The sequence below is a fragment of the Tabrizicola sp. YIM 78059 genome (assembly GCF_004959785.1).
In the GTDB taxonomy this organism is placed as follows: domain Bacteria; phylum Pseudomonadota; class Alphaproteobacteria; order Rhodobacterales; family Rhodobacteraceae; genus Tabrizicola; species Tabrizicola caldifontis.
Window position 1 is genome coordinate 103936 of sequence record NZ_SJZH01000006.1, and the last position, 21136, is coordinate 125071.

Here is a 21136-nt window from a genome sequence, read left to right on the forward strand (position 1 = left end):
CGCAATGGACCTGTGGAACTACCTTGAATACGGGGCCTGGGGCCTCGCCGCGCTTCTGGCGCTGCACATGGTCGTGGACTGGCTGAGAACCGACAGCACCTACTCCGAAGATGTGCTGACGTCGTCCCGCGAGGGCGAGATCGAAGCCATCGCCGAGGAACACAAGGCACGGGAGGCGCGCCATGGCTGATTTCGACATCACCTCGCAGAAGATGGACGGCATGGGCCCGCACGGCACCAAGGTCGGCCTTCTGCGCGTCCTCGGCCCTGCCCATGTCTGGGCGCTGGGGGTCGGCATCGTTCTGGTCGGCGAATACATGGGCTGGAACTTTTCGGTCGGAAAGGGCGGTGCCTACGCGGCGCTGATCGCCTGCTGGTTCGCCGGGATCCTCTATTCCTGCGTCGCGATGATCGACTCGGAAGTGACCTCGACCGTCGCTTCGGCAGGCGGCCAATACACCCAGGCAAAGCACATCATCGGGCCGTTGATGGCCTTCAACGTCGGCCTCTACCTCGTCTTCGCCTACACTATGCTTGAGGCCGCGAACGCCATCACCGCAGGCTACCTGATCTCGGTCGTGGCCTCGATGACCGGGCACGCGGCGGAACTGGACCAGCGGCCCTTCATCATCCTGGTCATCATGTTCCTGGCCTGGCTGAACTATCGCGGGGTTCTTGCGACGCTGACCTTCAACCTGGTCATTACTGCCGTCGCCTTCTCGGCCATCATCATATTGTTCCTGTCCACCTCGGGCGTCCTCGGCGGCGGGATCATGGAACATGCAGCCCTGTTCGAGGGCCACGAACTGCCCTATGGCTGGATTGGCGTGCTTGCCGCGATGCATTTCGGGCTGTGGTATTACCTTGGAATCGAAGGCACCACCCAGGCGGCCGAGGAAGTCCGCTCGCCTGCCCGCGCGCTGCCGTTCGGGACGCTGGCGGGGATCATGACGCTGCTGATCGCGGCCACGCTGACCTGGTATGTCTGCTCGGGCATCCTGCCATGGGAATATCTGGGCGATGGTGTGGACGGGGCGGTGGCGCCTCTGTTCGACGCAGCGCGACTGTCCGGGTCCAATGCGCTCGTTTGGCTTCTGGGCTTCGGAACGCTCTTCGCCACGCTGGCCAGCGCCAACGGCTGCATCAACGATGCCAGCCGCGCCTGGTTCGCCATGGGCCGTGACAAGTATCTGCCAGGCTGGTTCGGCGCGGTGCATCCACGCTATCGCACCCCCTATCGGGCGATCGTGTTCCTGGTGCCGATTGCGCTGATCTTCGCACTTGGCGCGCCGCTTGATCAGGTCATCACCTTCTCGATCCTGTCGGGGCTGCTGGGGTATACCTTCATGCCGCTGAACATCATCCTGTTCCGCCGCAAGTGGCCGCTCGACACGATCAAGCGCGGCTATGAACACCCGTTCCACCCGATCCCCGCCATCACTCTGCTGACTCTGTGCGGCGTGACCTTCTTCGCGGTGTTCCTGGGTTACGGGACGCAGCTGGTGGCCATGATCGGCTTTTACATCGTGGTTTCGCTCTGGTTCCACTTCTGGCGTTACCGCTTCGTGAACCGGGGGGCGCAATTCACCATGCCCTGGCCAAAACCCCGCGGTTACTGAGAGACGCGGCCCGCCCCCACGGGACGGGCCAATTCCGATGTCACCGCTTATCCCTTTCGGTATTGCCCTTGCTATCCTCGGCCTGTGGCTCGCCCTTCGTCTGATACGCGAAACCCGGGCCCGCGATTCGGCCCGCGCTGCCTATTTCGACGCGGTGAAAACCCTGTTCCAAGGCGGGCAAGTGCAGCTGCAACCTACCGGCTTTGCCCGCCTGATCGGCCGCCGTGACGGCCTGACCTTCGACCTTCAGGCGCTGCCCGACACCCTGACGTTCCGCAAGCTGCCCGCGCTGTGGGTCATGGTCACCCTGCCCGAGGCTTTGCCGTTGAACGCAACGATCGATCTGATGGCCCGCCCGTCCGGGAACGAACCCTTCACCCGCTTCGCCTCGCTGCCCCAGACGTTACCGACACCGCCAGGTCTGGCGAAAGAGGTGGCGATCCGCACCGACGACGCAGCCCAGGTGCCGCCCGAAAGCCTGATCCGTCGCCATGCCGACCTGTTTGACGATCGGCGCGTCAAGGAACTGCTGATCTCTCCGAACGGCCTGCGTATCGTGATCCTTGCGGAAGAGGCCGACCGCGGCCGCTATCTCATCTTTCGTGAGGCCGAGATGGGCCGCACACCCCTGCCCGCTGCCCGGCTGGCGCCGGTGCTCGACAGACTGGCCACGATCCGGGAAGATGTGCTGGCATTGAGAGAGCCCCGATGAAACCGCCGCTGCACCCCTACATCGTTCTTGCCGTTGCCCTGCTGTTGCCCGGCATGGGCCAGGTTCTGAACCGCCAGCCGGTGCGGGGGCTGATCTTCGTCTGCTTCGCCGTGCTTCTGGGTGGCTTCACGCTCAAGACCGCAGCGCCGGATGTATCCTTTGTCGGCAAGGTGTCAGGCGCGCTGTTCGTCTGGGCGATGGCGGTGCTGGATGCCTACAAGGTTGCCCGCATCCGCCATGCGGTCTGGCAGCACCGCAACGATCCTGGATGACCTCGGCTACCGTCGCGGCTTGAAGCTCTGCGGGGACAAGACGTGCTCGCACCCAAAGCCGCCCCCTCCCCGACAAGCTTGCCACGGCGCTTGCAGGGAAGACAGTCCAGTGGACTGTCTTCCGACCAGGCTTACCCCTGCGGATAGGCGATCACCGACAGATAGCGCGCCGGCAGTTTCACCAGAACCTCCGGGCCGTGCGGCGCATCGGCGTCGAAGAACAGGCTGTCCCCCGGCTTCAGCGGATAGACCCGGTCACCGTGGCGGTAATCGACTTCACCTTCCAGCATGTAGAGCAGTTCCAGCCCCTCATGCTGGAAGGTCGGGAAGACGTCGCTTTGCGTGCTTAGCGTGATGATGTAGGGCTCGACCACCACGCCGGACGAGTTCGACCCGATATGCCCGAGAAGATGATACTGATGACCCGCCCTTGTGCCGCGACGCTCGATTTCCAGATGCTCTCCGGCCTTCACATGCTGGGCGTCACGGCGTTCCTCGTAACTGCGGAAGAAGGCAGTCAGCGGCACCGAGAAGGCATGGCTCAAAACCTGCAGGGTGGTCAGTGACGGCGAGGTATTGCCGTTCTCGATCTTCGACAGCATCCCGATCGACAGGCCCGTAACGGCTGCCAGATCCGCCACCGTCATCCCCTGCTGACGGCGGAAGTTGCGCACCTCGCGGCCGATCGCGGCCTCGAGATTGCGCTCGCTGATCTCACGCACACGGTGCGGATCCTGATCGAAGGCGGGCTTGCCGCGCGGAAGCGGGGGGCCGGCGTTGCCGTCTGACATGGGCACTTCCCGGAAGTTACTGATACAGCTTTTTCACTACCGGGAAACACGCCTCACATCAAGCGCAACCCTCAGCAAGCCGATAGTGCCGCAGCCTCCAGGGCATGCAGAAGGCTTTGCGCCGACGATCGCGGCCCGTAAAGGCGAAGATTGCCGCGCGATTGCCTGACCAGGTAGCAGCCCAGATGCTCGATCACCGTCCGGGTGGCGTGGCCATCGCTCACCCCGGCAAAATCGACATTGCACAGTCGTTCCATCAAGGGCGCCAGGTCAGGGGCGGCCAGATCGAACACCACCCAGGCATCCGTCTGTTCGGTGATGCTGGCCGCCGCACCGAAGGCAGCTTTCAGATGGTCTGCGATCAGTTCATGCGTAGCGAAGGGAGCCTCGACGAACCACATGTCGGGCGCGACCCAGAAGCCGCTGTAGGGTGTGCCACTCTGGTACCGAGCGGGCCCCGGCAGGGGCACACCGGCCGCATTCGCAGCCGGCTGCAGATCATGCCCCCGCCGCGCCGCGACCGAGGCCAGCGCCACATCCACCCGTTCGGCGATCGTGACAGAACCCACTGTCACCATCGCCGCCTCACGCGCGCCCAGCGCCGTCATTGCCTGCAAACTAGCCACGGAGGCGTCCTCCCTCAGGATCGAAGAAATGCGGGCTCACGATCTCGACCTCGGTATCCTGCCCGGTCAGCAGGTTCACCGCGCGCATCCGCTGGCCGATCTTGCGGTCGCCTGCCTTCAGATAGCCCAGCGCAATATCGTGGCCGAGATGCGGCGAATAGACCTTGGAGGTCAGCCATCCCCCGTCGTTCGCCGCAACCGCCGCGGCGCCCTTTTCCAGGAAATGGCTGCCTGCGGTCAGCTTGCCGTTCGGATCCACCGGCTTGACGCCCACCAGGCGGTAGCCGTCCGGGTCGGTCAGCCCCTCGCGCTGCGACAGGACCATGCCGATGGAGTCCTTCTTCCTCGACACCATCTTGCCCAGACCCATGTTCAGCGCGGTTGACTGGCCGTTCAACTCGCCGCCCGCGACATGGCCCTTCTCGACGCGCATCACGCCCAGGGCCTCGGTGCCGTAGACGACCGGATCGAATTCTGCCCCGCGCGCCAGCATCTCGCGCAGAAGCGCGTCGCCATAGCGGGTGGGCACCGCGATCTCGTAGGCCAGTTCCCCCGAGAAGCTGATGCGGAACAGCCGTGCGCGCAGGCCGCCGCAGACGGTGATGTTGCCCGCGCCCATGTAGGGGAAGGCGGCATCGCTGATGTCCTGATCGACGACTTTCTCCAGGAGTTTCCGCGCATTGGGACCCGCGACCGAGAACTGCGCCCAGGCCTCGGTGGTCGAGATGAGCTGCACGTCCATCTCGGGCCAGAGGCATTGGCGGCAGAATTCCAGGTGCCGGAACACCGTCACGGCATTGGCCGTGGTGGTGGTCATCACATATTCATGCTCGCCCATCCGCGCGGTGGTGCCGTCGTCGAAGACGATCCCGTCCTCGCGCAGCATCAGGCCATAGCGGCATTTGCCGACGGGCAGGGTAGAGAAGGTGTTGGCATAGACCCGGTCGAGGAAGGCCCCCGCGTCGGTGCCCTGGATGTCGATCTTGCCCAGCGTGGTCACATCGCAGATGCCGACCGAGCGGCGCGTGGCGAGAACCTCGCGGTCCACAGACTGGCGCCATTCCGTCTCGCCCGGTTTCGGCACCCACTGGGTGCGCAGCCAGTTGCCGACCTCGACGAAGACCGCGCCCTGTTCCCTGGCCCAGTGATGGCTGGGGGTCAGGCGGTAGGGTTTGAATTCCTTGCCGCGCGACCGCCCGGCCAGCGCGCCCATTGCGACCGGCGTATAGGGCGGGCGGTAGATCGTGGTTCCGGTTTCGGGGATCGAACGGCCGGTCAGCTCTGCCATGATCGCCAGACCGATGACATTGCCAGTCTTGCCCTGGTCGGTCGCCATGCCCAGCGTGGTGTAACGCTTCAGATGTTCGACGCTGGTGAAATTTTCCTGCTTCGCCAGCTTGACATCCTTCACCGTCACGTCGTTCTGCTGGTCGATCCAGGCCCGGCCCTTGCCGTGGGAGACGTGCCAGAGCGGGGTGATCCGCACCGGGGCATCCTCGGCCTCAGGCAGGTCAGGACCGGAGGTAAGCTCCAGCGCAGCCAGCGCCGCATCCCGACCGCTGCGCAGCGCGGCATGGGTGGACAGAAGCCCTGCCGTTGCACCCGCGACCAGAAGGCCGGGGGGGCCTTCGGGGCCTGGAATGAAGGCGGCGATCCCGGCATCCCAAACCGGGCGCGAACGATGATGCGAATGGATGTTCACGTTCGGGTTCCAGCCCCCCGACACGCCCAAGGCATCGACCGCGATTGTCTCGGTCGCGCCATTCGCCTGGCGGACCGTAATCGCCTTCAGCCCCAGCCGGCCAGCGGTGTCGATCACCTGCGCCCCGCGCAAGTGGCGGACGCCCGACAGCATCTCGCCCCCCTCGCGGCTGTCGATCACCGCGACGACATCGACGCCGCGGGCTTGCAGGTCCGTCGCGGTACGCAGGCCGTCGTCGTTGTTGGTGAATACGGCAACCCTCTCGCCCACCTTCACCGCCCAGCGGTTGGCATAGGCCCGCAGCGCACCTGCCAGCATGATGCCGGGGCGGTCGTTGTTTTCAAAGGCAATGGGGCGTTCGGTGGCCCCACCGGAAAGGATCGCCCGCCGCGTGTAGATGCGCCAGAGGATCTGTCGCGGTTTACCCGCAGGCGGGACAGGCAGGTGATCCGACACCCGCTCGACCGCGCCGTAGATGCCGTGATCAAAGGCGCCGATGACCGTCGTGCGGGAAAGCAGACGAACATTCGGCATCGCTGACAGCTCGGTCACCACGGCCGCCGCCCAGTCAGCGCCCGGCATGCCGCCCACCGCGACAGTCTCGGCGTTCAGCCGCCCGCCCATGCGGAAATCCTCGTCCGCCAGGATCACCCGGCGGCCGGCGCGCCCCGCTGTCAGCGCCGCCATCAGCCCGGCCGGCCCCGCACCGATCACCAGCAGCTCACAGTGCAGGAAGCCCTTGTCGTAGGCATCCGGGTCTTCTTCCCGCGTGACCGAGCCAAGGCCGGCCGCGCGGCGGATGATCGGCTCATACAGCTTTTCCCAGAAGGATTTCGGCCACATGAACGTCTTGTAATAGAACCCCGCGGCGAAAAAAGCGTTCAGCCGGTCGTTGATCGCCATGGCGTCAAAGCGCAGCGACGGCCAGCGGTTCTGGCTGTTGGCGGTCAGGCCATCGAACAGCTCTGCCACCGTGGCCCTCGTATTCGGTTCCTGCCGGGCACCGCTGCGCAGTTCCACAAGGGCATTGGGTTCCTCCGACCCGGCCGAGATCGGGCCGCGCGGGCGGTGATACTTGAAGCTGCGCCCCATCAGCCGCACACCGTTGGCCAGCAGCGCCGAAGCCAGGGTGTCGCCGGGATGGCCCGTGTACGGCAAGCCATCAAAGGTGAACCGGAACGTCTTCGTCCGGTCGATCTGGCCGCCGGGAATGCGATGCGACTGGCTCATTTCGACCGTCCCCTGCTGCGCGCCACGTCCCGGGCGAGTTCGACCTTCGTGATCTCGTGCGTCACCGTGTTGCGCGTGACCACCAGCCACGACCGGTCGCCTTGTTCGTGATACCAGAGCTCCCGGTGTTCGCCCGCCGGGTTGGTGCGCTGGTACAGGTATTCGTGGAATTCCTCGATGCCTGCCGTCATGCCGTCGGGGCGGTCGATCAGGGATGCGTCGCCAAGATAGACGAATTCCTGCGCGTCGCGCGGTCCGAGAATCGGATGGTGAATGATCATTCGTTCATGCCTTCAGTGCAGGTTCGGCTGGGCACCCTGGCCCTTTTCGTCGATCATCCGGCCCTTCAGGAAACGGTCGAGCCGATAGGCGGTCGCGGTCTTGTGCGGCTCGTCCTTTGCCATAAGGTGTGCGAAGCACCAGCCGCTGGCGGGTGTCGCCTTGAACCCGCCGTAGCACCAGCCACCGTTGAAATAGAGGCCCTCGATGTGGGTCTTGTCGATGAAGGGAGAGCCGTCCATCGACATGTCCATGATCCCCCCCCAGGTGCGCAAAAGCCGCACCCGCCCGATGGCCGGCATCAGCGCCATGCCGCCTTCGGCCACGTCCTCGATCACCGGCAGATTGCCGCGCTGAGCATAAGAGTTGTAGCCGTCGATGTCGCCGCCGAAGACAAGGCCGCCCTTGTCGGACTGGCTGACGTAGAAATGCCCCGCGCCGAAGGTCATCACGCCGTCGATCAGTGGCTTCAAACCTTCGGAAACAAAGGCTTGCAGGACGTGGGACTCGATCGGCAGGCGCATCCCGGCATGTGCCATGACCTTCGAGGACGACCCGGCCACCGCCACGCCTACCTTTTTCGCGCCGATGTAGCCGCGCGTCGTCTCTACCCCCTTGATGCGGCCATTCTCGATCCGCATGCCGGTGACTTCGCAGTTCTGGATCAGATCCACGCCGCGCATGTCGGCACCGCGCGCATAGCCCCACGCCACAGCATCGTGCCGCACCGTTCCGCCCCGGCGCTGCATCAGCGCGCCCTTGATCGGGAAGCGGGCGTTGTCGAAGTTCAGCCAGGGATACATCTTGCGCACCTGTTCGCGGCTGAGCAGTTCGGCATCCGCGCCATGCAGCCGCATCGCATTGCCACGCCGGGTGAACGCATCGCGCTGGGCGTCGGTGTGGATCAGGTTGATTATCCCGCGCTGGCTGACCATGGCGTTGTAGTTGAAATCCTGCTCCAGCCCCTCCCACAGTTTCAGGCTGAACTCGTAGAAGGGCTCGTTGCCGTCGAGCAAATAGTTCGACCGGATGATCGTCGTGTTGCGGCCGACGTTGCCGCCGCCAAGATACCCCTTCTCCAGCACCGCGATGCGCGACTGGCCGAATTCCTTGGCAAGGTAGTAGGCGGTGGCCAGTCCGTGCCCGCCACCGCCGATGATGATGTAGTCATATTCGGCCTGGGGTGCCGGATCTCTCCAGACCGGCTTCCAGCCCTTGTGCCCCGTAAGTGCCTCGGCAATGACCCGAAATCCGGAATAGCGCACGCCCGACCTCCTGTTTGCCCTGTTCTAGGGGCAGCAAGTCGGGAAAACTCATTCGTTTTCGCCAAAGGATCGTCCGATTCTGCCATCATCCATCGGCTGCATCTGCCGCAGCCCCGATCGGCATTGCACCCGCCAAGACGCAGGATCGTGAAGGGGAATCAGATCCGGGCAGCGCAACAGGGGGCGTCGCCCCATCACCTGTTCTGCCCGTTTCCGATGACCGGCAGAACGGTCAAGCGCGACTCAAGCAACCAGTGCCTCGGCCTTCTTGAGGTCCACCGAGACCAGCTGGCTGACCCCCTGTTCCTGCATCGTCACCCCGAACAGCCGGTCCATCCGGGCCATGGTCACGGCATGGTGGGTGATGATGAGGAAGCGCGTCTCGGTCCGGCGGGTCATCTCGTCCAGCAGGTCGCAGAAGCGTGTCACGTTGGCGTCGTCCAGTGGCGCGTCCACCTCGTCCAGCACGCAGATCGGCGCGGGATTGACGAGGAACACCCCGAAGATCAGCGCCAGCGCGGTCAGCGTCTGTTCGCCCCCCGACAGCAGCGAAAGCGTCGCCAGCTTCTTGCCGGGCGGCTGGCAGAGGATCTCGAGCCCCGCCTCCAGCGGATCGTCGGACTCGACCAGCACCAGCCGCGCCTCGCCCCCGCCGAAGAGATGGGTGAAAAGCGTCGAGAAATTGGCATTCACCTGCTCGAAGGCCGTCAGCAGCCGCTCGCGCCCCTCCTTGTTCAGCCCCGCGATCCCGGCGCGCAGCTTCTTCACCGCCTCTTCGAGATCAGCCTTTTCGGCGGCCAGCGCGTCGTATTCGGCCTCGACCGCCCTGGCGTCCTCTTCCGCGCGCAGGTTCACCGCACCCAGGGCCTCGCGCTGGCGTTTCAGGCGGATCACCTCGTGATCCAGCGTCTCGGCGTCGGGCATCTTGTCGGGGTCGGTGCGCAGGGAAGCGAGCAGTTCGTCCGGCGTCCGGTCGTCTTCCTCGGCGATGCGCTCGGCGGCCAGCGCCACGCCCTCGCGCGCGGCATCCAGCCGGGCCTCGGCACGGGCGCGGGCCTCTCGGGCCTCGCCGGCCAGGCGTTCGGCCTCGCGTTCGGCCATGGCCGCGTCGCGCAAGCTTCCCTCGGCCTCCGCCAGGGCATCGGCGGCGCGGCGACGGCGCTCTTCGGCCTCGGCGATGGCCTCGACCAGCTCGTCGCGCCGGGCGGCGATTTCCTCCGGTGCCAGCATCGCCTCGGCCAGTTCCGCCTCGGTCTCGGCACGGCGTTCGGTCAGTTCCTCGGTGCGCTTCGCTGCGGTCTCCAGCCGGTGCTTCCAGCCCGAGAGTTCCTTCACCGCCTCCTGCCGGCGCCGCACCCGCGCCTCGCCCTCGCGGCGCAGCTCGTCCTGGGCCGAGCGGCGGGTCATCATGGTGATGCGTGCCGCCTCGACGGTGATCTTCGCGGCCTCGACCGCCCCCCGCGCGGCGTCCAGATCGCCCAGATCGGCCATGGCCGCCTCGGCCTCCTTCAGCCGGGCACGGGCGGCCATCGCCTCGTCCTCGAAGCGGTTGACGGCCAGCTTCGCCGCTTCCAGCTTGCCCCCGGCAATCGAGCGGTCGGCTTCGGCCCGGGCAAGCGCCCGGTTCGCCTCGGCCAGGCGCGCATCCGCCGCGCGCCGGGCTTCGCGGGCGCGCTGGTCGGCGGTGGCGAGATCCTGAAGCCGCGCCTGCAGGGCCTCATGGGCCTGCCGGGCGCCATCGGCGCGGGCGGCGACCTCTTCCAGATCGCGCTTCAGCTGCACGAGGCGGTTGAGCTGCTGCAGGCGCAGCGCCGCCGCCGAGGGGGCGTCCTCGGCCCCGGCGCGGAAGCCGTCCCAGCGCCAGAGATCGCCTTCGAGACTGACCAGCCGCTGCCCCGGCCGCAGGTCCGCCTGAAGCTGGAAGCCTTGTTCACGGCTGACCAGACCGATCTGTGACAGGCGCCGCGCCAGCACCGCCGGGGCCTTCACCCGGGCGCCAAGCGGCTCGGCCCCGGCGGGCAGGGGTTGCGCATCGTCGTAGGGGGGAAGCACGGCCCATCCCGACCGTGCATCGCCGCCGACTTCGGGGGCGCGAAGGTCGTCTGCCAGGGCCGCGCCCAGCGCCTTTTCATAGCCCGGCTCCACCTCAAGCCGGTCGAGAAGCTGATGGCCTGCCTGCGATTCCCGCTCTACCAGCCGCGCCAGCGCCGCGACTTCGGCCCGCAGCGCCGAAGCCTCGCCTTCCGCGGCCGAGCGGGCGGCGCGGGCTTCGGCCTCGCGGCCCTGGGTCTCGGCCCGGGCGGCCTCGGCTTCTTCCAGCGCGGCCTCGGTCGCCTCTGTCTCGGCCACGGCGGCTTCCTGCGCCTCTTCGGCGGCCGCGAAGGCCTCGCCCGCCGCTTCCAGCGCCCCGGTCGCGGCGGCCACCGCCTCGCGGGCTGCGGCGGCCTGCTCCTCGGCGCGGTCGAGCACCGACCGCGTGTCGGCCAGCATCCGCTGGGTTGACTGGTGCCGCGCCGCCAGCCGAGCTGCATCCTCGGTCAGCTCGGCCAGCGCCGCCTCGCGCTCGGCCAGCACGGCGCCCGCCTCGCGCGCGGCCTCCACCGCTTCGGCAAGCCTTTCGTCGTGCCCGTCATGGGCGCGGGCCAGCTGCTCGATCTCCCATTCCAGCCGCTCGATCACCTCGCCCGCGTCGCGGTTCAGGCCCGCCTCGCGCTCCATGTCGCGGGTCAGCTGCTCGATCCGGCCCTTCAGCGTGTCGATCTGCGCCAGGGCGCGGGCCTCCTGGTCGCCCAGTGCGTCGCGTTGCAGGACGAGGCGCTGCAGGATGGCGCTGGCGATCGCCTCTTCCTCGCGCCGGGGCGGCAGGGCGTCCTCGGCCGCCTCGCGCGCCTTGGCCGCTGCACGCGCCGCCGCCTCGGCCTGGTGCTGGGCGATCAGGCGTTCGCGCAGCACGGCCTCGGCCTGGGCGCGCGCCTCGTCGGCCTCGCGCCAGCGGCGCCAGAGCAGCATGCCTTCGGACTTGCGCAATTCTTCGGAAATCTCGCGGTAGCGCGCGGCCTGCTTGGCCTGCCGGGTCAGCACCGACAGCTGCTGCGCCAGCTGTTCCAGCACATCGTCCACGCGGGTCAGGTTCGCCTCGGTGCCGGCAAGTTTCAGTTCCGCCTCGTGCCGGCGCGCGTAAAGCCCACTGATCCCGGCGGCCTCTTCAAGCACGCGGCGGCGGGCCTTGGGCTTGGCGTTGATCAGTTCGGAAATCTGCCCCTGGCGCACCAGCGCCGGGCTGTGCGCCCCGGTCGAGGCATCCGCGAACAGCATCTGCACGTCGCGCGCGCGGACCTCCTTCGAGTTCGCACGATAGGCCGAGCCCGCATCCCGGGTGATTCGCCGCACGATCTCGATCTGGTCGGCATCATTGAAACCGGCCGGCGCGAGACGGTCGGAGTTGTCAATCACCAACGCCACTTCGGCGAAATGCCGCGCGCCACGGGTGGCGGCGCCGTTGAAGATCACGTCCTCCATGCCGCCGCCGCGCATGGCGCTGGGGCGGTTCTCGCCCATGACCCAGCGCAGGGCCTCCAGCAGGTTTGACTTGCCACAGCCGTTTGGGCCAACAATTCCCGTCAGCCCCTCGTGGATCACCAGATCCGTGGGGTCGACGAAACTTTTGAAGCCGTTCAGCCGCAGCCGGGTCAGGCGCAAGGAAACCTCACGAGTCGCTTTGCCAGATGTTCCGGCCGCACCTGGCCAGAGTCAACCCAAGCCCCCACGATCTGGCCGGACCTTGCCCGTTATCCCCAAGATGTTGCGCGCATTCCTCGCGCGTGTGCTTTCTGCGCAAATCGCGTTGCGACCGATGGGGATTTGCCGCTACCGGCATGTTGCAGGCCATTTCCGGGGCGGTAACGGACAGGCAAGGTTCCGGTGCCAGCCATGGACCGGGGCTTCGCGGCCGTTCCTGCACTTCGAACGACGCGCGCACCGAAATTCGCCACCGGTCGCGTTGGCACCTCCCGTGCCTTTCCGATGGCGCGCGGCGCCGGCCCATTCGGCGGCGGGGGCATGGTCGGGACGGCGGTCGCTGCCGCCTTTCCGGCACACTTCGTGCGGCGGGCTTTCCGGCCGTGACCCTGCGCAGCGCCCCTGTTCGACCCGGACTTGCCCGGCACGACCAATGGCCCTAACTGCGTTTCGACAGCGGAAAGTTCTGCATGCTTACCCTTCTCGGCATCCCCGGTGCGCTGCGCGCCGCCTCGACCAACCGACTGCTGCTTGCCGAGGCCCGCCGTGCCTTCGGCGAGGCCCGGCATACCGAGGCAAACCTGCGTCTGCCGCTTTATGACGGCGATCTCGAGAACGCCAGCGGGATCCCGCCCGCGGTCCAGGCACTTGCCGACCAGATCGCCGAGGCGGATGCAATCGTGATTGCCACGCCGGAATACAACAAGGCTCCGCCCGGTGTGCTGAAGAACGCTCTGGACTGGGTCAGTCGGACCAGGGGCGCACCGTTCCGCAACAAGCCGGTGGCGATAGTCTCGGCCGCCGACGGGCGGGGCGGAGGTGACCGCAGCCAGTTTGCCCTGCGTCTGATGCTGACCCCGTTCCGCCCCCGCCTGCTGACCGGTCCAGAGGTTCTGGTGGCCGACTCCAGCAGCGCATTCGACCCGCAGGGCCGCCTGATCGACGCGCGCTACCGCAAGGCGCTGGACGAGCTGATGCAGGCCCTGCGCGCCGAGGCTGCCATCGGCAAACCGGGGGAAATCACCTGATTTCCGGAAGGCAGACCCTGCCTCAGACCTGATCCCGCCACCGCGACCCGAGCATGTCGCGCAGCGCGGCAAGGGCGGGTTCGGCGTCTTCGCAATCCGGGCCGATCCGGACGGCGATGCGTTCTGCCCAGCCAAAGGTTGCTGCCTGATCGGGCCTCAGCGTGATCTCCAGGCCCTGCGGCCCCCGTACGACCTGCGCTACGGCCTCTTCCGCACCGAAGGTCTCGTCATCGACCTCGAACCAGACCGGGCCGCCTTCAAGGGGCTGACGGAACATCACATAGCCCTCGGCCTCGTCCTCGCCCGCCGCGAAGCCGACGAAAAGCTGGCCTTCGTCCTCGACAACCGAACCGTAAAGCGCACGGATGGTGATGTCTGCCATGCTCAATACCACTTGGCCACAGGTGGCAGGCTCATCAGTACGGCGTTGGCGTCATGACCCGTCTCCAGCCCGAATTTCGTGCCGCGGTCATAGACCAGGTTGTATTCGGCATAGAGTCCGCGGTGGCGCAACTGGGTTTCCCGGTCGGCCTCGGTGAAAGGCATCGTGGCGCGTTTCTCGGCCAGGGGCAGGAAGGCGGGAAGGAAAGCCTCGCCCACGGCACGGGTAAAGGCGAAATCGGCCTCCCAGTCGCCGGTGTCCAGATCATCGTAGAAGATCCCGCCGACGCCCCGGGCCCGGCCACGGTGAGGGACGAAGAAATACTCGTCGGCCCAAGCCTTGAACTTCGCATAGTAATCCGGCGAATGCGCGTCGCATGCGGCCTGCATCGTGGCGTGGAAATGCGCGGTGTCCTCGGCATATTCGATGGCCGGGTTCAGGTCGGACCCACCGCCAAACCATGCGGCGCCGGGGGTCCAGAACATGCGGGTATTCATGTGCACGGCCGGGGCATGCGGGTTCTGCATGTGCGCCACCAGGCTGATGCCCGAGGCCCAGAATCGCGGGTCGCGGTCCATGCCGGGCACACCCCGCGCAGCCATGGCGCGCTGGGCCTTTTCTCCCAGGATTCCATGCACTTCAGACCAGTTGACCCCGACCTTTTCAAAGACCCGGCCACCGCGCATGACGCTCATGATCCCGCCGCCGCCATTGTCTGCCCGGGTGGTGGGGGTGACCTCGAACCGGCCCGCAGCGCCTTCGCCGGGAACCCGATCCTCCAGCCCCTCGAATGCGGCAACGATCAGGTCGCGCAAGGTGCGGAACCACTCGGCGGCGCGGGCCTTGCGGCTGTCGAAGGGATCAGTCATCCTTGTGTCTCCACCTGTTGACAGCGCCATGCCTAGCACCCCGGCGCGACGCTTTCCACCCGGAGCGGAGGCCTGCATGAAACGCATTGCCCTTGCCCTGCCGCTGCTTCTGTTCGCCTGCGGCACCCCGCAGGAACAGTGCATCAATCGCGGCACGCGCGATCTGCGAACGGTGGACCGGCTGATCGCCGAGACCGAAGGCAACCTTAAGCGCGGCTATGCTATTGAAACAATTACGGAATACGATGTAGCCTGGGATACCTGCCTGACGTCCGTGACAGTTGATGGTCAGACCCTGCTGAAGCCTCGCCCCTGCCTGAAGGAACGCCCGCGGACAGTCGAGCGCCCGAAGGCGATCGACCTGAATGCCGAGGCTGCAAAGCTGGAAAGCCTGAAGTCCAAACGGAAGGAGCTGGCCCTTGCGGCCGAAGCGGTGATCGCCCAGTGCAAGGCGCAATACCCGGAGTGACATCCCTCGCGCGGGCGTCTGCCCGCGGTCCGGTCAGGCCAAGGTGACGGCCATCCTGCCGAAAGGTGCGGTGGATACGCAGGCGGCGTCAACCAGGGTAAACGGCTGGCTGTCTGCGTAAGGCGGGTGGCGTCATTGCGCCTCCCCGCTCTGTGCGCAGCTGGCCGCCCAACGCGCAGGAAGTGCGCGTCGATGCCTGCGTCACTCCTCGCCTCGATTGCTCCGACGAAGGCGACGCAGTCGGCCGGGAAGGCGTTGGCCGGGCCTCAATGCGCAGGCGGGACCACGGCGTCCAGCAGGCTGCGACCGCCATCCACCGTCAGCACCTGCCCGGTTACGAACCCTGCCGCATCAGAGGCAAGGAACTGCACCGCCTCGGCCACCTCGGATGCTGCGGCGATGCGGCGCAGCGGCGTGGTACCGGCGATCTGGTCGCGCCAACCGGGATGTTCCTTCAGCGCCGCCTGAAGGCTTGCGCTCATCACGCTGCCGAAGGCGACGGCGTTCACCCGGATTCCCTTCGACGCCAGCGCCACGGCCAGCGAGCGGGTCATCTGGTCCATGGCTGCCGCAGCCATGGAATAGGCCAGCAGTTCGGGGCGGGTCGCCTGTGCGGTGATCGACGAGATGTTGATGATCGAACCCAGCATCGCACCCTCTTCCACGCCATTGCGTTCGGCATGCTGGATCATCCGCCTGGCGGTAAGCTGCGACATTCGCAGCGCCGTCATCACATTCTGGCGCAGCAGATCCTCGACCGCGTCCTCCTCGGGGTTGAGCGGGTTCGACACCGCCATCCGCCGGTTGGCATTCACCAGGATGTCAACCCGATCGAAGGCATCCAGCGTGGCCGACAGAAGGTTGGCGATGGTCAGCTTTTCGCACAGATCGCCCACAAACATGCGGATCGGGCCTTCCGCGCGGGCTTCCTCGCCCACCTCGGCTTCCAGCCTGGCTTCATCGATGTCTGCGAACATGACATTCGCGCCCTTGTCCACCAGATGCCGGGCGATGGCGAGGCCCAGGCCCGCTGCGGCGCCGGTGACGATGGCGGTCTTGCCGGAAACGGAAAAGGTCATGCAGTGCCTCTAGGGATTGGCCCGTCTGGGCCTGGTGGCATTGATCACGCGAAAGGTGCTGTCGCCGGCTACCTCTTCGTGGGTAAGGAAGCATTCGGACAGGGATGCGTCATACGGCAGGTGACGGTTCGCCACCAGCCACAGGCTGCCGCCAGGGGTCAGCATCCGGCGAGCTGCGCGGATGAAGGCCTCGCCCAGCCTGGGATCAGCCTCGCGCCCGGTGTGGAAGGGCGGGTTCATCACCACAACGTCCAGCAGCGTATCGGGCCGCCAGCCGGTTGCATCGGCCCAGTGGAACCGGGCGCGGGGATCTGTGATGTTGGCCCTTGCGCAGGCCAGCGCGTCGGCCTCGGCCTCGACCAGGTCAAGACTTTTGACGCCAGGGTGCTTCAGGATCTCTGCGGCAAGATAGCCCCAGCCGGCGCCAAGGTCGGCGACCTTGCCGGACAATTTCGCCGGCAAGGCGCCGGCAAGAAGGATCGAGCCCCGGTCGGGTCCGTCGGCCGAGAAGATACCGGGAAGGATCTGAAAACCCTGAACGGTCGCGGGCCGCGGCAGCCAGTCCGACAGATCCGGCCCCACCCGGAAACTGGCCAGCTTGCCATGCGCCTTCGACAGGCTTTCGGACAGGTCCACCCGGGCACGCAGCTCTCTGAGTGCAGCGTCGATTCCGTCGGTCTTCTGCCCGTCCACCGCCACCCAGCCCCCCGGCGCAACCTCGGCGGCGGCTCGGGCGATCAGCGCGCGGGCCGCCTCGCGCGAGCGGGGCAGGCAGACGATGGCGGCGGCATAGGGCGGGGCCGGCGTCGTACTGTAGCGGGCGGAAAAATGGTCGTGGTCTGGCTTGAAGCCAGTCAACACCACCACACGATCCTGCGGCAGGGCCGACAGGTCATCGCCGATCCGCGGGCGATAGACGGCGATCCGTCCCTCGGGCGGAAGGGCAAGCGCGCCGGTTTCCAGCGCCATGTCCAGACGGGCGGATCGCATGAGCGGGGGCCTAGGCCCCCTGACCCCTTATGCCGGGGCGATGGATCATTCCTTTTCCATCGTGCATTGCAGGGGGTGCTGGTGGCGGCGCGAAAAGTCCATCACCTGCGCGACCTTGGTTTCCGCCACCTCGAAGCTGAACACGCCGACGACGGCGAGGCCCTTCTTGTGCACCGTCAGCATGATGTCGAAGGCCTGGGCATGGTTCAGGCCGAAGAACCGCTCCAGCACATGGACGACGAATTCCATGGGCGTGTAGTCGTCGTTCAGCAACAGCACCTTGTAAAGCGGAGGACGCTGGGTTTTCGTCTTGGGCTTGGTCAGAAGCGATGTGTCCGGCCCGTTGCCATCCGTATTGCCGGACAGGATAAGGGGGCGCATCGACACCTGTGGTCGCTCCTTCGGATTCGGGGGTTGCAACTGGTGTGCGAAATATAGCCTTTTTTGCCCGGGCGAAAAGGGGCCGCTTTCGGGCCGGTGAACGGGGGGCCGATGCTGACCACGATCGGGTTCGATGCCGACGACACGCTGTGGCAGAACGAGGAGTTCTTCCGCCTGACACAGGAGAGGTTCATGTCGCTTCTGGCCGACCATGCCGCGCCAGAGCACCTGGCAGAGCGGCTGGAGGCGGCGGAACGGCGGAACCTGGGCCATTACGGCTTCGGGGTTAAGGGGTTCACCCTGTCAATGATCGAGACCGCGATCGAAGTGACCGAGGGCCGCGTCCCGGCAAAGGTGATCGGCGAACTCATCGCCGCGGGACGCGAGATGCTGGAGCATCCGATCCGGCTTCTGCCACATGCGCGCGCCACGGTAACTGCCCTGGCTGCGGACTATCGCGTGGTGCTGATCACCAAGGGCGACCTTCTGGACCAGGAACGCAAGCTTGCGCAGTCGGGGCTGGGCGATCTGTTCGATGCGGTAGAGATCGTCAGCCACAAGACCGAGGCCGCCTATCGCGCGATCTTCGCCCGGCACGGGACGGGGGCGGACCAGGCGATGATGGTGGGCAACTCGCTGAAATCAGATGTGATCCCTGCACTTGAGGCAGGCGCCTGGGGCGTGCATGTGCCGCACGGCCTGACCTGGGCGCTGGAGGCCGCCGAGCCCCCGGCAAACCATCGCCGGTTTCACGAACTGCCCCACCTGGGCGCCCTGCCCGACCTTGTCGAAAGCCTGAAACCCGCGCGCAACCCCTAGCCTTGCGTTGCCTTTGGGGCTCAAGATATGGGTCTGCGCCCCGGAAAGTGCAGCATCCCTGCAACTGGATGAACTGATGCCTGAAACCCATTGGTATTTTTGGGTTTTCGGATGCAGTTTGCTGTGTTAGCCTTTCGGTTGAGGCAGAAAACGGCACCGGAAAACCGGGCCAGCAGGCAAAGGGTGGGCGACGTGGCATCGCTTCTGGGGCGGGTATTTCACACGATCTTTCTGGCTTTTGTGGTGGTTGCCTTCGTGGTGACATCACCAGTTCAGGCAGCCCCCTTCGCGGCCATCGTCATGGACGCACGGACCGGGGAGATCCTTTACGAGAAGAACGCGCGCACAAGGCTGCATCCGGCTTCGCTGACCAAGATGATGACCCTGTACATCGTCTTTCAGGAACTGGAAGCGGGCCGACTGTCGTTGGACACCATGGTGACCGTGTCGAAATATGCCGCCGCACAGCCCCCTTCGCGCCTTGGCCTGAAGCCCGGACAGAAGATCGCGGTGCGCTATCTGATCCGCGCGGCGGCGATCAAGTCGGCCAACGATGCGGCGGCGGCGCTGGGCGACGCGGTCAGCGGCGACCATGTCACCTTCGCCAAGCGGATGACCCGCACCGCGCGGCAGCTGGGGATGAACGACACCACCTTCCGCAATGCCCACGGCCTGACGGCCGAGGGGCACCTGTCCACGGCCTATGACATGAACGTGCTGGGGCGGCATCTGTTCTATGATTTCCCCCAGTATTACAACATTTTCTCGCGCCGCACGGCCGATGCGGGCATCGCCACGGTCAGAAACACCAATACGCGGTTCCTTGACAGCTACGAAGGCGCGGACGGGATCAAGACCGGCTACACCGGCCCTGCCGGTTTCAACCTGACGGCCTCGGCCCGCAGGGGCAACAAGCATATCATCGCCACCATCTTCGGCGGCACCTCGACGGCGCAGCGCAACGCGAAGATGGCCGAACTGATGGACATCGGCTTTGGCGCGGCGAAGAACCGGGTCCGCGAACAGCCCCCCGTCGCCCCGGCCCCTCTGCCGCCCGACGCGCTGATCGCCTCGGCCGCGGACGAGATCGACGAGATCGACGCCGCAGGCGGCGCAGGCAAGACGGTAAGGATCTCGGGTGAGGTCCGACGGTCGCTGCGGCCCAAGGCGCGGCCCGAAAAGCCGACCGTGCCGGAAGAGGTGACGATCGCGATGGCAGCCGGGATCGAAGGTGCACTGGCCGAAGCGACCTCCACGCCCGCGCCGGAAGGCACGCTGGAATTCCAGGCCGAAACCATGGCTATGGGTGCGCCGCCCGCCGAAACACCGGCCCCGACCGGCCTTGCCGCAACCGGGCCACTTGCTGATCCGGAACCGCCGGCGCTGCCCGAGACCCGGCTTGCCGAGGCCGCGCCCGAGCCCGGCACGCTCGACGCTCAGGCCGCGCTGCTTGTCGCGGACGCTGCTCCTGCCGATCCGGGGCTTGCCGCAATCCGTCCGATGCCGCGCCCCGAGACCGCCGCGGATATGGCCGCGGCAGAGCCTGCCCTGATCGAGGCCGAGGCACAGATTGCTGCTATTGACGAGTTGCCCGCACGTGCTACCGAGGCACTCGTTGCCGAAGCGGCGCAGCCCGACCTTGCGCTGCCCGAAACCGCGCCACCGGTCGAGGACATCCTGCTTGCAGCAGCGGAGCCCGAACTGGTGGTGACCGATCCGGGCCTTTCGCTGGAAGATCCCGTCCTGAGCGAGGTGACTGCGGTCGAAACCGTTGCCGCTGCAAGCCACCTTCCGCCGGGCGATGCCATGACGCCGGCACCAGCCCGCAAGGCCCCGATCTTCGACACGGTCGAAATGGCCGAAGAACAGGCCTCCGAGCCTGCGGAAGAGGTCGTGGTCGTCATGTCCACCTCGGGCGGGCGGCATTTCGGGGTGAACGTCGGTGAATTCGCCTCGCGCTATGATGCCGAGAAGGCGCTGCTGAAGACCGCACTGGCCGAAAGCGCCACGCTGAACGAAGGCCTGCGCAAGACCACCCAGTCGGGAGGCAAGTGGCGGGCAACCTTTCTGGGGCTGACCGAGGATCAGGCGCAGCTGGCTTGCCGCCGCCTGCGGGCCCGGGCCGTGCCCTGCGAAACCGTGGGAGGCTGAATTGGTCGCACTGGTCTTTCCCGCCCTTCCCACCGTCACGCTGCCGGTGACCGGGCGGCAGGAACGCTTTCCTGTCCGCCGCATCTTCTGCGTCGGCCGCAACTATGCCGAACACAGCCGCGAGATGGGGGGCGAGCCGGAACGCGAATCCCCCTTCTTCTTCACAAAGCCGGGGGATGCGGTGGTCGAATCGGGCAGCCGCATCCCCTACCCCATGGCAACGACAAACCTGCACCACGAGGGCGAACTTGTGCTTGCCATCGGCAAGGCCGGGGCAATGGTCCCGGAAGAGGACGCGCCGAACCTGATCTGGGGCCATGCCGCCGGCAACGACCTGACGCGCCGCGACCTTCAGGCCGATGCCAAGGCGAACCGCCGCCCCTGGGACATGGCCAAGGGTTTCGACAAGTCGGCCGTCGTCGGCCCGATCCGGCCCGGTGCCCTGCCCGATGGTTCGCTTCGCTGCAGCGTGAACGGCACCACCCGGCAGGAGGCGCGGTTGTCGGACATGATCTGGACACCCGCCGCGATCATCGCGGCCCTGTCGCGCCTGGTCAGCCTCAGCCCCGGCGACCTGATCTTCACCGGAACGCCAGCGGGCGTCGGTCCGCTCAACCGCGGCGATACCTGCAAGGTGGAAATCGACGGGCTGCAATCGGCCACCGTGACCATCGCCTGAAGGCAGCACCACGGCTGAACAGCACTTGCAGCTGCCAGGAACCCTTGCGAAAACC

General features: G+C 66.5%; 20 protein-coding genes. 9 read left to right on the forward strand and 11 right to left on the reverse strand.

The features are described 5' to 3' along the window. Nucleotides 1-4: 4 nt before the first annotated feature. From EZM81_RS09945 to EZM81_RS09960, 4 genes are read left to right on the forward strand one after another with little or no spacing between them, the layout of a single operon-like run. A complete protein-coding gene (locus EZM81_RS09945) occupies nucleotides 5-190 on the forward strand; it encodes a hypothetical protein (protein WP_135449686.1) in 186 nt (61 codons plus the stop codon). Next, entirely contained in the window at nucleotides 183-1619 is a 1437-nt protein-coding gene (locus EZM81_RS09950; RefSeq protein WP_248298186.1) for an APC family permease, read from the forward strand. Before EZM81_RS09945 ends, EZM81_RS09950 begins: the two co-directional genes overlap by 8 nt. Before the next feature lie 37 nt (nucleotides 1620-1656). Next, a complete protein-coding gene (locus tag EZM81_RS09955; protein ID WP_136645606.1) occupies nucleotides 1657-2331 on the forward strand; it encodes a hypothetical protein in 675 nt (224 codons plus the stop codon). After that, nucleotides 2328-2603, forward strand: coding sequence for a hypothetical protein (locus EZM81_RS09960; RefSeq protein WP_135449682.1), 276 nt, complete (start codon nucleotides 2328-2330; stop codon nucleotides 2601-2603). The genes EZM81_RS09955 and EZM81_RS09960 overlap by 4 nt, the downstream gene beginning before the upstream one ends. Nucleotides 2604-2734: 131 nt before the next feature. Here EZM81_RS09960 and EZM81_RS09965 read toward each other — a convergent pair whose 3' ends face one another. From EZM81_RS09965 to smc, 6 genes are all read right to left on the reverse strand, one after another. Next, nucleotides 2735-3394, reverse strand: a complete 660-nt coding sequence (locus tag EZM81_RS09965; RefSeq protein ID WP_135449680.1) for a helix-turn-helix domain-containing protein — start codon at nucleotides 3392-3394, stop codon at nucleotides 2735-2737. Between the two features lie 71 nt (nucleotides 3395-3465). Then, nucleotides 3466-4020 (reverse strand): sarcosine oxidase subunit gamma, encoded by a 555-nt coding sequence (locus tag EZM81_RS09970; RefSeq protein WP_135449678.1) that lies wholly within the window; start codon nucleotides 4018-4020, stop codon nucleotides 3466-3468. Then, a complete protein-coding gene (locus EZM81_RS09975) occupies nucleotides 4013-6952 on the reverse strand; it encodes a sarcosine oxidase subunit alpha family protein (RefSeq protein WP_136645607.1) in 2940 nt (979 codons plus the stop codon). The genes EZM81_RS09970 and EZM81_RS09975 overlap by 8 nt, the downstream gene beginning before the upstream one ends. Then, nucleotides 6949-7233 carry a sarcosine oxidase subunit delta gene (locus EZM81_RS09980; RefSeq protein ID WP_135449674.1) on the reverse strand — a complete coding sequence of 95 codons (285 nt, stop codon included), beginning with the start codon at nucleotides 7231-7233 and terminating at the stop codon, nucleotides 6949-6951. The genes EZM81_RS09975 and EZM81_RS09980 overlap by 4 nt, the downstream gene beginning before the upstream one ends. A 12-nt stretch (nucleotides 7234-7245) precedes the next feature. Beyond that, the gene (locus tag EZM81_RS09985; RefSeq protein ID WP_136645608.1) at nucleotides 7246-8496 is read right to left on the reverse strand and encodes a sarcosine oxidase subunit beta family protein; all 1251 of its coding nucleotides are present in this window, start codon (nucleotides 8494-8496) and stop codon (nucleotides 7246-7248) included. A 243-nt stretch (nucleotides 8497-8739) separates the two neighbouring features. Then, nucleotides 8740-12195, reverse strand: a complete 3456-nt coding sequence (smc, locus tag EZM81_RS09990) for a chromosome segregation protein SMC (protein WP_136645609.1) — start codon at nucleotides 12193-12195, stop codon at nucleotides 8740-8742. Between the two features lie 509 nt (nucleotides 12196-12704). On the opposite strand from smc, the gene EZM81_RS09995 reads away from it, so the two are divergent. Continuing rightward, nucleotides 12705-13262 (forward strand): NADPH-dependent FMN reductase, encoded by a 558-nt coding sequence (locus EZM81_RS09995; protein WP_135449668.1) that lies wholly within the window; start codon nucleotides 12705-12707, stop codon nucleotides 13260-13262. Between the two features lie 22 nt (nucleotides 13263-13284). Here the strand turns inward: EZM81_RS09995 and EZM81_RS10000 are convergent, their stop codons facing one another. Then, a complete protein-coding gene (locus EZM81_RS10000) occupies nucleotides 13285-13644 on the reverse strand; it encodes a hypothetical protein (RefSeq protein ID WP_135449667.1) in 360 nt (119 codons plus the stop codon). A 2-nt stretch (nucleotides 13645-13646) separates the two neighbouring features. Further along, a complete protein-coding gene (hemF, locus tag EZM81_RS10005) occupies nucleotides 13647-14513 on the reverse strand; it encodes an oxygen-dependent coproporphyrinogen oxidase (protein ID WP_135449665.1) in 867 nt (288 codons plus the stop codon). A 76-nt stretch (nucleotides 14514-14589) separates the two neighbouring features. On the opposite strand from hemF, the gene EZM81_RS10010 reads away from it, so the two are divergent. Beyond that, on the forward strand, nucleotides 14590-14982 hold the full coding sequence (locus EZM81_RS10010; RefSeq protein ID WP_135449663.1) for a hypothetical protein: 393 nt from the start codon (nucleotides 14590-14592) through the stop codon (nucleotides 14980-14982). Between the two features lie 266 nt (nucleotides 14983-15248). Here EZM81_RS10010 and EZM81_RS10015 read toward each other — a convergent pair whose 3' ends face one another. Genes EZM81_RS10015 through clpS form a run of 3 tightly spaced genes read right to left on the reverse strand, consistent with a single transcriptional unit; the run spans nucleotide 15249 to nucleotide 17432 of the window. Beyond that, nucleotides 15249-16061 (reverse strand): SDR family NAD(P)-dependent oxidoreductase, encoded by an 813-nt coding sequence (locus EZM81_RS10015; RefSeq protein WP_135449661.1) that lies wholly within the window; start codon nucleotides 16059-16061, stop codon nucleotides 15249-15251. A gap of 9 nt (nucleotides 16062-16070) precedes the next feature. Next, nucleotides 16071-17051, reverse strand: a complete 981-nt coding sequence (locus tag EZM81_RS10020) for a class I SAM-dependent methyltransferase (RefSeq protein ID WP_136645610.1) — start codon at nucleotides 17049-17051, stop codon at nucleotides 16071-16073. Nucleotides 17052-17096: 45 nt separating this feature from the next. Then, nucleotides 17097-17432: an ATP-dependent Clp protease adapter ClpS gene (gene clpS / locus EZM81_RS10025; RefSeq protein WP_167850969.1), complete on the reverse strand. Its 336-nt coding sequence runs from the start codon at nucleotides 17430-17432 to the stop codon at nucleotides 17097-17099. Between the two features lie 111 nt (nucleotides 17433-17543). Here clpS and EZM81_RS10030 point away from each other — a divergent pair, with 111 nt between their 5' ends. From EZM81_RS10030 to EZM81_RS10040, 3 genes are all read left to right on the forward strand, one after another. Next, entirely contained in the window at nucleotides 17544-18251 is a 708-nt protein-coding gene (locus EZM81_RS10030) for an HAD family hydrolase (protein WP_136645611.1), read from the forward strand. Nucleotides 18252-18443: 192 nt separating this feature from the next. Further along, complete coding sequence (locus EZM81_RS18545) at nucleotides 18444-20402, forward strand: serine hydrolase (protein WP_371685736.1); 1959 nt, start codon at nucleotides 18444-18446, stop codon at nucleotides 20400-20402. A gap of 1 nt (nucleotide 20403) precedes the next feature. After that, nucleotides 20404-21081, forward strand: coding sequence for a fumarylacetoacetate hydrolase family protein (locus tag EZM81_RS10040; RefSeq protein ID WP_248298187.1), 678 nt, complete (start codon nucleotides 20404-20406; stop codon nucleotides 21079-21081). Nucleotides 21082-21136 lie beyond the last annotated feature (55 nt).

Coding starts and splice junctions, on each gene's coding strand:
- hemF (WP_135449665.1), bottom strand. CDS start 14,513: ATGACTGATCCCTTCGACAGCCGCAAGGCCCGCGCCGCCGAGTGGTTC.
- EZM81_RS09965 (WP_135449680.1), bottom strand. CDS start 3,394: ATGTCAGACGGCAACGCCGGCCCCCCGCTTCCGCGCGGCAAGCCCGCC.
- EZM81_RS09975 (WP_136645607.1), bottom strand. CDS start 6,952: ATGAGCCAGTCGCATCGCATTCCCGGCGGCCAGATCGACCGGACGAAG.
- EZM81_RS09960 (WP_135449682.1), top strand. CDS start 2,328: ATGAAACCGCCGCTGCACCCCTACATCGTTCTTGCCGTTGCCCTGCTG.
- EZM81_RS09950 (WP_248298186.1), top strand. CDS start 183: ATGGCTGATTTCGACATCACCTCGCAGAAGATGGACGGCATGGGCCCG.
- EZM81_RS09955 (WP_136645606.1), top strand. CDS start 1,657: ATGTCACCGCTTATCCCTTTCGGTATTGCCCTTGCTATCCTCGGCCTG.
- EZM81_RS10000 (WP_135449667.1), bottom strand. CDS start 13,644: ATGGCAGACATCACCATCCGTGCGCTTTACGGTTCGGTTGTCGAGGAC.
- clpS (WP_167850969.1), bottom strand. CDS start 17,432: ATGCGCCCCCTTATCCTGTCCGGCAATACGGATGGCAACGGGCCGGAC.
- EZM81_RS10015 (WP_135449661.1), bottom strand. CDS start 16,061: ATGACCTTTTCCGTTTCCGGCAAGACCGCCATCGTCACCGGCGCCGCA.
- EZM81_RS10030 (WP_136645611.1), top strand. CDS start 17,544: ATGCTGACCACGATCGGGTTCGATGCCGACGACACGCTGTGGCAGAAC.
- EZM81_RS09980 (WP_135449674.1), bottom strand. CDS start 7,233: ATGATCATTCACCATCCGATTCTCGGACCGCGCGACGCGCAGGAATTC.
- EZM81_RS10020 (WP_136645610.1), bottom strand. CDS start 17,051: ATGCGATCCGCCCGTCTGGACATGGCGCTGGAAACCGGCGCGCTTGCC.
- EZM81_RS10010 (WP_135449663.1), top strand. CDS start 14,590: ATGAAACGCATTGCCCTTGCCCTGCCGCTGCTTCTGTTCGCCTGCGGC.
- EZM81_RS09995 (WP_135449668.1), top strand. CDS start 12,705: ATGCTTACCCTTCTCGGCATCCCCGGTGCGCTGCGCGCCGCCTCGACC.
- EZM81_RS09945 (WP_135449686.1), top strand. CDS start 5: ATGGACCTGTGGAACTACCTTGAATACGGGGCCTGGGGCCTCGCCGCG.